We start from the raw sequence: 14,047 nt of genomic DNA, 5'->3' as shown, positions 1-14,047 counted from the left end.
AATCATTTTTTTATAAATAATTATATTTTTATATCTTTTTTACAAATATATATAGCATTATATAATTATATAAAAATTTGACAAACAAATAAAATTTATAGTTATTTATATGTATTATAATAATTAATTATATTTTTTATGGTATATTATTATAATAAAAAATTTTTTATATATATTTGTCCAAAAATTAAATAAAAAATGCATTTATGAGGCAAATAATTAAATACGCATAAATACTTTAAGAATATTAAATCTTTAATTTTAATAATTAAGGACTTTTGGACATGTTATATTCTATTTCATTAATATTTTGATTTAATAGAATAATCGTTTATTATCTTAGTAACTATTTTAATTTATAAATTTAAATAATAATATATATGATAGATTTTAAGGTTTTTATATCATTAACAACATTTTTAATATCTTTTATCTTTTATGGACAAGATATTTCAGAGAGCACTGCAAAAAAAGTAGCTAATAACTTTTTGAAAATTAAATTAAATCATACATTAAAAAAATCAAATGAAAATTTAAAAATAACCAACATTACTCACCAAATTAATAAAGAATATAATGGTTTTTACATTTTTACTATTAAAAACGGTAATGGATTTTGTATAGTTTCATCTGAAAGTGCAAATCATCCAATTTTAGCTTACTCAACAAATTCTACAATTCCAGCATCAACTAATTGTTCACCCGGATTTTTAAATATTTTAAATAGTTTTGAATTTTATAATAATAATCTTAGGAAAAAAATTCAAAAAAGATCATTCGATAAAAACAATGAATTAATTAAAAAAGAATGGGAAGCTTTACTCAATGGACAACAATTACCTAATTCTCAAGAAATAAGCAATAAAGCATTATCTAAATCTTTAAATAATCCCCTAACTGTAGATCCATTAATAAAAACTATTTGGGATCAATCTCCCTTATACAATAAATTTACTCCCAATACATATGAACATGAGCCAACATATGCAGGATCTGCTTCTATCGCCATGGCTCAAATAATGAAATTTTGGAATTTCCCAACATATGGTAGTGATTCTATGAAATATTTTATACCTAATAAGTATTATTATTATAATTACGATTGGAAATGGAAAAAATTATCAGCTAATTTCCAAAATACCAAATACTTATGGGATAAAATGCCTGTTTACCTCTCTAAAAATTCTTCTGCTGAACAAATAGATGCAGTTGCTAGAATAATATCTCATGCAGGTATTTCAATAAAAACTATGTATGGGCCGATTGGTTCAGGTGCTTTTAGTACTAATGTTCCTCAAGCCCTTAAAAAATATTTTAAATATAGCCCAGATATTCAACTAATAGATAGAACTGATTTTGAATCTGATGATGAATGGCTAAATGTATTTAAATCTCAGGTTTCAAAAGGATTACCAGTTTATTTATCTGGTCAATATCCTGATGCTGAACATGCTTATATAGTTGATGGATATGACTCTCAAAATCTAATTCATCTTAATTTTGGATGGGGAGGAACTTCAAACGGATATTATTGGATAGATGAACTCAGAGGATATTCTTCAAGTCAAATTGCAATCATCAATATTTATCCTTCAACTTATTCTTCAAATCTAAATTGTGAAATTCCTTCAGGATTTTCAAGTTCGGATATTACTTTACAGAGTGCTACTCTTAATTGGAACGCCAATCAAAATTTAAATTATACCATTCAAATTAAAGCAGAAACGGATAATGATTGGACTATAGTTGGTAATGATATTAGAGGATCTTCATATACTTTATCAAATTTAAGTCCAAACACATCGTACACGGCTAGGATTAAATCTAACTGTGATAATGGTAAATCTAGCAATTTTACTGAAGTTAATTTTAATACGACTTCTCATTCTAGCCCTTCATTAGCTTCATGTATTAATAATTTTGAACCAAATAATTCATTTGAAGATGCTTATTTAATTAAACCAGATTCTGTCTATTACGCAGGCATACAATCACCTAAAGATGAGGATTTTTTTAAATTCTTTATAACAAAAAATTCAGATATAGAAATTCATCTTCAAAAACTTCCCAAAGATTATGACATAAAACTATTTAATAGTAGCAAGGTTGAAATAGGTCAGAGCGAAGCTGCAAATACCACAGATGAAAAAATCTCAATAAAAAACGTTTTACCTGGTACATATTATATAAAAGTATATGGATATAAGGAAGCATTTGATGAATCTCAATGTTATGAATTAGGAGTTTATGCAACAAATATACCTTCATGCAGCAATAATTATGAGCCAAATAATAGTTTTGAAGAGGCCTATCCTATTGATACACATACAACTTATTTCGCAAGTATAGGTACTGCTAGAGATCAAGATTATTATACATTTACTTTAGATTCTGATTCAGATATAAATATTATTCTTCAAGATATTAACTATGATTACGATTTTAATCTTTATGATTCTTTAAAAAATTTAATTGAAAAAGGTAAATTAATTAGTCCCAATAGTAAATTAATTAGTTTAAAAAATCTTGCTGCTGGCAAATATTACATTCACATAACCGGTAAATATTATTATCCTACTTCATGTTATAGTTTGAACATTGATACTGTTATAGACAAATATTCATGCAATTATAATTACGAAGAAAATGATACCTTTGAAAGTGCTGTTGAAATCAAAACAGATTATCCATATACTGCTAGTATCGGTTATGCACATGATCAAGATTATTATAAATTTACTTTAGATAAAAAATCTAATATTAAGGTTGTACTACAAAATATAGGTGAAAAATATGAATTAAAATTGTATAATTCAAATAAAACAGAAATTGGAAGTAAGTATAATGAAGATAAAAGTGATGAGATTATAAATATTAACGATCTTGAACCTGGTACCTATTATGTACTAATAAAGGGTATTAATGGAGCATTTAATAACAGCAAATGTTATGGTTTAATAGTTGAAACAATCCTTTCTACACCTGCATGTATAAATAATTTTGAACCCAATGATACTTTTCAAGAAGCAACCTCTATAGAATTAAATACAAAATATGATGCAGGTATAGGTTCTTCTAACGATAAGGATTATTATAAGTTTATATTAAATGAGACTTCTGATATTAAAATCTTACTTCAAAATCTTCCAAAAAATTATGATTTAATTCTTTATGACAATTTTAATTATGAAATTGATAGAAGTATAAATATTGGAAATATAAGCGAAAAAATTGAAATAGAAAGTTTACCTGCTGGAACCTATTATATATATATATATGGAAAAGATGGTGTATTCGATACAAGTCAATGTTACAACCTTGAAGTAATTACATCGAGTGTTTGTGCTTCAAACTATGAACCTAACAACAGCATAGATATGGCATATCCTATTAGAAATATTTTAACATATTCTTCTGATATTAGCTCTCCTACTGATGATGATTATTATAAAATATTTATTGGTGTAAAAGCTGATATTGAAGTTGTATTAGATAATCTTCCAGAAAATTACGATCTTAAATTGTATAATTCTTCAAAACAAGAAATAGGAAGAAGTTCAAATAGTGGTACCAATAAAGAAGTTATAAATGTATATAATGTAGAAAGAGGTGTTTATTATGTATATGTATACGGATCTAATGGTGCTTTTGCTCCTGGTAAATGTTATGATTTAACAGTAAATTTTAAACCTACTAATACTACTCATCCTATACCGTCATGTGTAGGTAATTTTGAACCAAATAATACATTTGAAGAAGCATTTCTTATTAATACAAACACAAAATATGAAGCTGCAATTGGTACTCATAACGATCTGGATTACTATAAATTTAATTTAAGTGAAAAAGGAGATATTTTAGTTAAGTTAGATAACCTCACAAAAAATTATGATATTAAAATATATAATTCTTTAAAAGAAGAAATAGGAAGCAGTCTAAATATTGGTGATGCCAAAGAAGAAATAAATATTTTAAATTTGGATAAAGGAATCTATTACGTATATATTTATGGAAAAGATGGTGAATTTGATCCAACAAGCTGTTATAATCTAATTGTTAATTTTTATCCATTAAAAAATAATCCTGATATAAGTAATAATGAAGATTCTATTATATTATATCCTAACCCTGTCCATGATGTATTAAATATTAAAGGAATTAATAAAGATAAGGAAAAATTTACAACTTTTACTATTCTTGATAGTAGTGGACGAATAGTTAAAAAATTGCAAACAAAGGTTGATGATATAATTCCTATTAATGTCTCAGATTTATCTCCAAATCAGTATTATTTACAAATTCAAGGAAGAAATTTCAGATTCATTAAAAATTAAGTTTTAATTATTAATTAAAAAACCGAAAGATAAATCTTTCGGTTTTTTTATATTCATTAAACTGATATTATCAATCAACTCTTTTTTTATCAAAAAAATAAAGGGTCATACCTGCTCCTATGATTCCTAATCCAATAATACTCTCCCGAGGATGGTTAACAAAGGTAAAATACAAAATATAAAAGCTGAAAAGTAAAAAGATACCGGGCATTAGTAAAAAAATATTTCCTTTGAAAAGTACCCGATTTTTTTTCTTAATAAATAAAGAAGTACTCACAGCAGCCGTAGAAAGAAGTTGAAGTACAAATGCTGTGTAAATAAAAATTTCTTCAAATTTACCACTCAATATTATTAGTATACTGATAAGGGTATGAGCAACTACAGCCCAAATAGGTATTCGGTTTTTATTTTCTTTACCTAAATAACTCCAAAGATGATTTTCTTTTGCTGTTGCCTGGGTTACTCTCGATCCAACCCACAAATAGCCACTAATTGTTGAAACTAATTGCAATGCAATCAAATAACTTATCCATTTTACTCCCCGAACACCTAAAATATTGGTAAATGCGATATTGGCAATGTCTTCTTTTCCTTCCATTTGTTCGATTGAAGCATGTTTTAAAAAAACAAAATTTACCAACACATAACTTACTGTTACAAAAACAGTTCCTATTATCAACGCTTTGGGAAGATTAACTTTTGGCTTTTCAATTTCTTCAACAATATAAGAGGCAGAATTCCAACCGGTATAAGCGTAGGTAACAAACACTAACGAACTGGCAAAAGCCGGAACGATAATTTCATGAGTCCAAGAATTATCCCATAATAATGCATTAGTAGGAGACGGACTTATCGAAATTCCAATTAAAATCAGTACTACAATGAATGCTACCTTAAGAACGGCAAATATATTTTGAAAACGACTGCTTACCTTTAGGCTGAAACATTGAAATACAGCAATAATAATGATAATGAGAATAGCTGTACTTCTTTCATTTTCAAAACCCAAATATTTAGCCATAGCCAATGCTGCTAAAGCAATTGGCCCGGAGAAGCCAACTATAAGCGATACCCAACTGGTAATATATCCCATGATGGGATGATACGTACGAGAAAGATAAATATAATCTCCTCCCGATTGCTTAAAATGAGCTCCTAATTCTGCATAGATAAAAGCACCTATTAAAGCCAGTATTCCTCCGATTGTCCATAAAAGAATAATGGTAAACGTATTGTGTAATTCCGGAACTTGATATCCTAAACTTGTAAACACTCCCGTTCCTACCATATTGGATAAGACTATGGCAGTTGCTGTCTTCCAGCCTATTTTTTTCATATTTATATTAAATATATAAGTCTAATTTTAGAAATTCATAGAAAGCTTAGTAAACCAATTAGCTCCGGTTGTACCCATCTGTACCGGTGCATACTTGAAAACATTATAATAAGAATTTTCATAGATTTGCTTATCCGGAAAGACATCAAAAATATTATTTCCGCCCATCGTTAGTATTAAATCTTTTCGTATGGAATAACTGATACTAAAATCGGTTACTAATTTTGGATCATGATGTTGTACCGAACCGTATGGGTAACCATCTCTCGTAACTTTACCGAAATAGGTATTTCTTACTAATAAATTCCATTTCGAAACTGAGTAATTGAAGCCTAAAGTTGCCTTTGCTTTCGGACTTAAAGATTCAATTATATTGGTTTGATCGGGACCGAAATATTCATTTCTGTCTCCTTCAAAAACTTTGGGAAAATGATAATCAACAATTTCTGTTTCTGTATAGTTTCCTGATAAACTTATATCCAGATTTCCCCTTCCTAAACCAACTTTATACGTGGCCACTATATCAATACCTTTCGTTTCCGTATCCACAGCATTAGTAAAAAATCGTGCTCCTTCCACTCCATAAGATTCTACTTTTGCATTAACAAATTCACTTGTGAGTACAATACGATCTTTAACTTTGATATAGTAAGCATCAGCCGTTACATATATTTTTTTAGAAGGTTTAAATGTTAAACCGGCACTCGCATTTATAGATTTTTCTTCTTTAAGTTTATCAATACCTAATGCTTTTGCCAAAGGACTGTCATTTCTAAATATACCTTTAGAAACAACTCCTGATCCCGACGATGAGATACTGGAAAAAGAATTATTGAAATACTGCTGTTGCAGAGACGGGGCTCTGAATCCATTACTAAAAGCTCCCCTTACAGCAAATCCGTTTACATATTCATAACGCACCGCCAACTTTCCTATCCATGAATTACCAAAATCGGAATAATGCTCATATCTTCCTGCCAAATCACCGGTAAGTTTTCCTTTTTTAAATGCTACATCCGCATAACCGGATGCATTATTTCTGTCCTCTTTTAACGCATTTTCAGGAGAAAATCCTATAAAACCTTGAGCTCCCCCCTCTCCCAGTATATCGGTGGGAAGGGTAGATGCTGTTGCCGGATTACCAAATTTATCGTAACGCATCCATGAGCCTTCTTCTCCGGCCTTTATTCTATACTGTTCGTATTTAAATTCTCCTCCGAAGGCAATGGAAAGAAGTGTATTTATTTTTTTAGAAATATCCAGATTGATAGTATTTTGCATAAACTCATGTCCCCCGGCTTTAAATTCCGTTGGAGAATGTATGCCCAACGAGGCGTTGTTTGTATGCGTAGCCTTATAATTAAAGAGGTTTTCTCCAAAGGTATTACTTATATCTACCATCCAATTATTATGCATATATCTTATTCCCGTAGAGTTAGAAATATCATAAATAGTGGATTTTAATAAAGGTTGAAATCCTATCGGATAAAGTTCTTTAACTACATTAGTTTTTTCACTGGGAAGTCTTCGGAATTCAGCTCCTTCTCCTTGTCTTAAACTTGCTCCGCCGAATGAGTAGAACTCATACTTTTCGGATAATGGATAAATGGAATTTATAAAAAACTGTTGATTTTTAATTTGAGCATCTCCTGCCCTGAAACGGAAGTCTTTTTGGGTTAAACCCATTTCTGCCATAATTTTTTCATCGTTTATTCTGGCCTGATTGGGATCCGGTGCAAAATCATAGGCAAAGTTATCGCCAAACTTGTCCAGATTATTTTCATAAGAACGATTGGTTTTATTTCTTTGGCTGACTACAAAAGAAAGATTGATACTTCCTCCTTTATCTCCTAATTTAGCCCCGTAATTTCCGCTAAAATTGTAAGTTTCCCCGTCATTTCTATTGGTTAATCCATAGGTGATGGATGCCGAGCCGCCCTCATTCTTTTTTAAAATAATATTAATTACACCGGCAATGGCATCCGAACCGTATTGAGCTGCAGCACCATCTCTCAAAACCTCTATTTTTTCTATTGCTGAAACGGGTATGGCACTTAAATCTGTACCCACAGATCCGTTACCTACCGTATTTTGATAGTTGACTAATGAGGTAGTATGCCGTCTTTTTCCATTCACTAATACCAGAACCTGATCGGGACCCATACCTCTCAAGGTAGCCGGATCAATATGTTCCGTTCCATCAGAAGAAGATTGGCGAACTGAATTGAATGAAGGTACTAAATAATTTAATAAGTCGTTAACGGTTAACTGAGGAGATGCCTTTTCTATTTTCCTGACATCTATTACGTCTATGGCAACGGGAGAATTTACTTTGGTTCGTTCTGAACTTCTGCCACCGACTACAACAATCTCTTCAAGATCAAGGGAATCTACGGCTCGTTTTTCTTGAGCATCCACATAATTGGTAAATTCTAAAATTAAACTTACCATTAACAAAGAAACTTTTTTCATTATCTTTCTTACATTTAGTAAATTATATTTATTAAAACTGTATCAAGAAAAACCGGAAAGGAAAAAAGAAATTATTCACAACTCAACACACTCACAACTCGCGAATCACTCATCTTTCCCCTCAGGGCTGGAATTAGCACCAAGCCTAAGCAGGCCGGTTGCCAAGGTTTCACAGGGCCAGTCCCTCCACCTTTCTTGATAAGTGATGTAAATATACCATAATTTTCATAATAAAATAATTTTATATTATATTATTTTACCTCTAAGATAAAGAAATAAATTTACTTTATCTTAAAAAATCTTACCAAGAAAATTATTCCTATTCCAAACAAGGAAATGAAAGTAAAAGATATTTGTAATGAAAATTTTTCAGCTAAAAAACCAATGCAAGGAGGGCCTAGAAAAAAACCGATAAAACCAATGCTGGTAATAACTGTAAGCGCTTGTTCGGGCGAAGCAGTTTTTGAATTTCCCGCTAAGGTATATACTAAGGGTACGACTGCAGATATTCCCAGTCCAACAATAACGAACGAAAGAAGTGTAGTTAGTAATGTTGGAAATAGAACAGCACAGATCATACCTATAAAAATTAAAGATCCGCTGATGATCAACGTAATTTTTGAACCGAATTTTCGAACTATAAAATCAGAAATGAATCGTCCGCAAGCCATGGCTGCCATATAGGCAGTCAATCCATATCCGATATATTTTTTATCGGCTTTCACTATATTCCTCATATATTCATTGGACCAATCGGTCATCGTTCCTTCAGAAACCATAGCAAAAAAAGCTAGAAATCCTAAGACAATAAGATTTTTATCAACTCTGATAAATTTTGATTTTTTCGGTAATTCCATTGGTTCTTCTTTGGATTCATCCGGCAACAAGTATCTGAATAACCAAAGGGAAACTAGAATTCCTATGGAAGAATATAAAATAAAATGCTCAGAAGGTGGTATGTTTTTAGCAATCATTACCGCTCCTAACCAAGAAGCAAAAAAACCTCCAATGCTCCAAGTACCGTGCATGGAGCCTATTATTTGACCTTTATAGGATTTTGACACATTAACAGCTTGTGTATTTATAGCTATATTGGTTAAATTACCTATGGCCCCGTAGGCTATTAAATTGAGTTTCAATTGCCACAATTTTCCACAAAATCCAATCCCAATTAAAAATATAAAGTAAAGAATGATAAATGTAAGGGTTGATTTTTTGCTTCCCAGCTTTTTTATTAAATTACCCGCAAAAGGTAACGTAATAAGTGTTCCGATTGATAAAAATAGTAAAACCAATCCCCAATTGGAATCGGAAACATTCATCGATAATTTAATCGTTGGAATTCGTGAAGCCCAAGTCGCGGAACTGCCTCCAAAGAAAAAAAATAAAAGGGTTACCGCCATTCTGGGCAAATGCTTTTTGTTTATCATTAGTAATTCTCTCGGATTTTTATTGGATTGTTCATTTTTCATCAACTCCGCGTATTTATAACATAAAAAAGCCTGCTTGATTCAATCAAACAGGCTCTTCATTAATTATCTTTTTAATCTTTTGTCGGGGATTCTTTTTCCACCTCCCGTATTTTAATTTCCGTACTATCTTTTTCTTTATTTAATCCAATATAGAGATGGTCTCCGTCATGTATCGATGAATTGATAATTTCTTCAGCGATCACATCTTCCACATATTTCTGGATCGCTCGTTTAAGCTGACGTGCACCGAAATTTTTGTCCCATCCTTTTTCAATGATGAATTCTTTAGCTTCCGGAGATAATTCTACTTCATATCCAATTTTAGCAATTCTATCGTACACATTTTTCAATTCTAAATCTATAATTTTGGATATATCTTCCTTTTCCAAATTATTAAAGATGATAACATCATCGATCCTATTAAGGAATTCAGGCGCAAAAGTTCTCTTTAAAGCGTTTTCTAAAGTAGATTTTGCTCTTATATCGGAAGATGATTTTTTGGCAGAAGTTCCAAATCCAACACCGTCACCGAATTCTTTGAGTTCACGAGTTCCGATATTGGAAGTTAAAATGATTATTGTATTTCTAAAATCTATTTTTCTTCCCAAACTATCCGTAACATGTCCGTCATCTAAAATTTGCAAAAGAATATTAAATACATCCGGATGCGCTTTTTCTATTTCATCTAAGAGGATTACAGCATAAGGTTTTCTTCTTACGGATTCAGTCAATTGCCCCCCTTCTTCATATCCTACATATCCCGGAGGAGCTCCTACTAATCTAGATACGGCAAATTTTTCCATATATTCACTCATATCTATTCTAATGAGAGCATCATCTGAATCAAATAATTCTCTGGCAATAACTTTTGCTAATTGAGTTTTTCCAACTCCGGTTGCTCCTAAGAATATAAATGTACCTATAGGCCTGTTAGGATCTTTTAATCCGGCACGGTTTCTCTGAATGGCTTTTACTACTTTGTTGACCGCTTCGTCCTGACCGATAATTTTTCCTTTCATCAGATCTTTCATTTGAGCAAGTTTTTTAAGCTCTCCTTCTGCAACTCTTTGTACAGGTACACCGCTCATCATTGAAACTACTTCTGCAACATTATCTTCGGTAACTATCTCCCGATGTTCTCTTGAAGATTTTTCCCATTCTCTTTGTGCATTCGCTAATTTTGTTTCAATCTCTTTTTCGGTATCTCTTAATTTTGCAGCTTCTTCATACTTTTGGCTTTTAATTACCTTAGTCTTTTCAGCTCTGATTTTTTCTAATTCTTTCTCATAATTAACTATTTCCTTAGGAACTTTGATATTTTTAATATGGACTCTTGATCCCGCTTCATCGAGCGCATCAATCGCTTTATCCGGCAAATATCGGTCGGTAATGTATCTTGTAGTAAGATTTACACAAGCTTTAATTGCCTCCTCGGTATAAGTTACATTATGATGTTCTTCGTATTTATCTTTAATTTGATTTAATATGATAATGGTTTCTTCCGGAGAAGTTTGTTCTACCATTACTTTTTGAAATCGTCTTTCTAGGGCGCCGTCTTTTTCAATATATTGCCTATATTCATCCAAAGTAGTCGCTCCGATGCATTGTATCTCTCCTCTTGCTAATGCCGGTTTGAACATATTGGAAGCATCTAAAGAGCCTGTGGCTCCTCCGGCTCCTACTATGGTATGGATTTCATCAATAAAGAGAATAATATCCGAGTTTTTTTCAAGCTCATTCATGATGGCTTTCATTCTTTCTTCAAATTGTCCTCTATATTTAGTACCTGCAACCAGTCCGGCTACATCTAAGGTAACTACACGTTTATTGTATAAAACACGAGAGACCTTTTTTTGAACAATTCGTAAAGCGAGTCCTTCTGCAATGGCTGATTTACCGACTCCGGGCTCTCCTATTAACAAAGGATTATTCTTTTTTCTTCTGCTTAATATCTGAGATACTCTTTCAATTTCTTTTTCCCTTCCTACTACCGGATCTAAACGACCTTCAAGTGCAGCGGTGGTTAAATCTCTACCGAAATTATCTAATACCGGTGTTCTGCTTTTCGAAGGGTTGGATCTGCTTCCTTTAGGTGCTTCGTATTGATTTCCTTCACTAATGCCTTCTTCTTCAGAAAATTCATTGGTGGGTTGTTCCGTTAAATCTTCTTGAAACTGAAATCTATATTCTTCTTTAAGGATATTAGCATCGATATTATACTTTTTGAAAAGCTGAGTTACCGGATCGCTTTCTATCCTCAAGATACATATCAATAAATGTATGGTTTCTATTTCCGGGCTTCTAAAAAGCTTAGCTTCTAAAAAGCTTGTTTTTAAAGCTCTTTCGGCAGCTTTAGTAAACGGGATGCGATTCCTGTCTACTTTTATACTTATTTCAGGTTTATTAAGATTTTCTATTTTTCTCCTTAAGTCACCTAAATCAACATTTAAACTTTGAAGTATGGTAATAGCTTTGCTGTTACCTTCACGTAAGATACCCAGTACAAGATGTTCCGTCCCTATATGGTCATTACCTAATCGTAATACTTCTTCATTGCTGAAGCTTATTACATCTTTGACTTGTTGTGAAAAATTTTCGTCCATGTATGACTTACTGTTCTATATATTAATATTTTACGATTTGAATCTTGCATTTATCATGCCACTTTACTTATCGGTTATTTTGTCATATTCCTTGATAAAGTAAAATATTTTTTTCTGATAAATGTACTCTATTATTTTAAAATATCATATAATGTCGGAACTATTTCTCGGGTACGTATATTATTTCTCCATTTTCCAGTTCATAAGCTATCCCTACTTTTTTCCCTTTTTTACCTGTGGATTTCTCTTGGGACGGGGTATACTTGTTTATTTTATTTCCTTCTTTGGTTATTATTTCCATGTCTTCTTTTCCCGGATTTTTAACAACGGTAAAATCTTCATTGGAAAATACTTCACCCATATTTAAATTCATAACCATGGCAACCATAAGAGCAACGGCAAAAACCATAGCTACATCAAATAGGTTTACGATGACACTAAGCGGATCGGTATCTTCTTCTTTTAGAAATCTGTTAATTCTTCTTCGCCTTTTCATTCTTAATTTACATTACCCGTTACTACTCTTGCTACATAATCTAAATTGTTAACTTCTTTTGCATACCATCGTTGTTTAACTTGTAAAGTTACTAACCCGATTGCGCTTACTACCAATCCCACCACAGTTGTTGCAAAAACTACTTGCATGTTATACGCCATACCGGAAATATCCCCGGAAGACAGTCCAACCAGTGCCGGACTCATGGCTATCAGGGTACCGATTAAGCCTAAAACAGGTCCGAGTTTTGCAAGCATTTTTGATAAGGAAAGGTCTTTATCTACTTCATTTTCAAAATTAGAAATGGTAAAATCGGCATAAGCTTCATGGGTGGTATTTTCCAATAATGTCCTTAAATATTTTATATATAAGGAATTGTTTTTTGAAGGCAAGGATGCTTGTAAATCTTTTAACTTTTCTTGAGTAAGGTTTTCAATAACCGGATTTATCTTTTTATCGTTATTTCTTTTAACGATAAATTGATTGTAAAAGCTTCCTAAAAGAAGCAATGAACGAGCGAATAATATTAGTAAGATGATGATATCGGGAATTAATAAACTATTCGCTACCCAGAATAATACTTTTGATATAATTTCCATATTTATTAGTTATTTTAATTTTTTCTTTTAGTGTTTAACAATTTTTCCATTTAGTTAACCTCCATTTAATTTTATTTCCTAAAAATCCTATTAGAAAAAAGAAAATGAATAGTCCCATCGATAAAAGTATATAGTTAACATTTATGGTTTCTTCTGATGTTTTATATATTATTTTTCCATCAACGGTGGTTATGAGTCCTAGTATACAAATGATTAAACTCATAATAAAATGTATTTCAAGTCTTAAATCAAATTCCGGAATCAGTTTTTTAAAAGTTATGACAGCTAAAACCATACATAAAATAACGATTGATGCATAAAGGATTGCCATGGTTAAAAAGTGAAAACCGGTAAAGGTAAATGCGGCTTGAGTCAATCCATAAAATAAAACTAAAAAAGGTAATATTCCCGGATAATATTTTAATATTAATCGAACTATCTTATGTTTTTTACTTCCAAACCGTCCCATTAGTGCTGCAAAACAGAAAGCAAAACATACCGCCGATTCTACCGTAACTACTACGGACATGTTTTGCATCATAACATGATCAGCTAAAAAATCTTCTATCTGTGTTTTAGATTGCTTAATGGCTAAGGGATAAATTAAAAGTATATAGACTGTGTATACTAGCATCATTAAGGCTATTAGCCCTATTTTCCAAAAACTTAGCTTTATAATACTATTTACTAGGATAAGAGCCATTAATAAATGTATGATGAGTTCCATAAAGTACT

Annotated in this window: 8 protein-coding genes and 1 riboswitch; of the genes, 1 reads left to right on the top strand and 7 read right to left on the bottom strand. The window is 31.4% G+C overall.

Translation table 11 applies throughout. The features are described 5' to 3' along the window. Positions 1 to 380 precede the first annotated feature (380 nt). Complete coding sequence (locus tag GYM72_RS02585) at positions 381 to 4,334, top strand: C10 family peptidase (protein WP_220264604.1); 3,954 nt, start codon at positions 381 to 383, stop codon at positions 4,332 to 4,334. A gap of 70 nt (positions 4,335 to 4,404) precedes the next feature. Here GYM72_RS02585 and GYM72_RS02580 read toward each other — a convergent pair whose 3' ends face one another. The 7 genes from GYM72_RS02580 to GYM72_RS02550 form a co-directional block, all read right to left on the bottom strand. After that, positions 4,405 to 5,670, bottom strand: coding sequence for an APC family permease (locus GYM72_RS02580; RefSeq protein WP_220264603.1), 1,266 nt, complete (start codon positions 5,668 to 5,670; stop codon positions 4,405 to 4,407). 27 nt (positions 5,671 to 5,697) lie between these two features. Continuing rightward, positions 5,698 to 8,142 (bottom strand): TonB-dependent siderophore receptor, encoded by a 2,445-nt coding sequence (locus GYM72_RS02575; RefSeq protein WP_220264602.1) that lies wholly within the window; start codon positions 8,140 to 8,142, stop codon positions 5,698 to 5,700. A 106-nt stretch (positions 8,143 to 8,248) separates the two neighbouring features. Then, positions 8,249 to 8,347: riboswitch (SAM riboswitch) on the bottom strand. A 76-nt stretch (positions 8,348 to 8,423) separates the two neighbouring features. After that, a complete protein-coding gene (locus tag GYM72_RS02570) occupies positions 8,424 to 9,614 on the bottom strand; it encodes an MFS transporter (protein WP_255571541.1) in 1,191 nt (396 codons plus the stop codon). A 71-nt stretch (positions 9,615 to 9,685) separates the two neighbouring features. After that, complete coding sequence (locus GYM72_RS02565) at positions 9,686 to 12,217, bottom strand: ATP-dependent Clp protease ATP-binding subunit (protein WP_220264601.1); 2,532 nt, start codon at positions 12,215 to 12,217, stop codon at positions 9,686 to 9,688. Positions 12,218 to 12,377: 160 nt separating this feature from the next. Beyond that, positions 12,378 to 12,713: a DUF2149 domain-containing protein gene (locus tag GYM72_RS02560; RefSeq protein ID WP_105296926.1), complete on the bottom strand. Its 336-nt coding sequence runs from the start codon at positions 12,711 to 12,713 to the stop codon at positions 12,378 to 12,380. A 2-nt stretch (positions 12,714 to 12,715) separates the two neighbouring features. Then, on the bottom strand, positions 12,716 to 13,312 hold the full coding sequence (locus GYM72_RS02555) for a MotA/TolQ/ExbB proton channel family protein (protein ID WP_220264600.1): 597 nt from the start codon (positions 13,310 to 13,312) through the stop codon (positions 12,716 to 12,718). A gap of 34 nt (positions 13,313 to 13,346) precedes the next feature. Then, positions 13,347 to 14,039, bottom strand: coding sequence for a hypothetical protein (locus tag GYM72_RS02550; RefSeq protein WP_220264599.1), 693 nt, complete (start codon positions 14,037 to 14,039; stop codon positions 13,347 to 13,349). Between the last annotated feature and the right edge of the window lie 8 nt (positions 14,040 to 14,047).

The sequence above is a fragment of the Apibacter sp. ESL0404 genome (assembly GCF_019469245.1).
Lineage (GTDB): Bacteria > Bacteroidota > Bacteroidia > Flavobacteriales > Weeksellaceae > Apibacter.
This window is presented reverse-complemented; position numbering and strand designations above follow the sequence as displayed.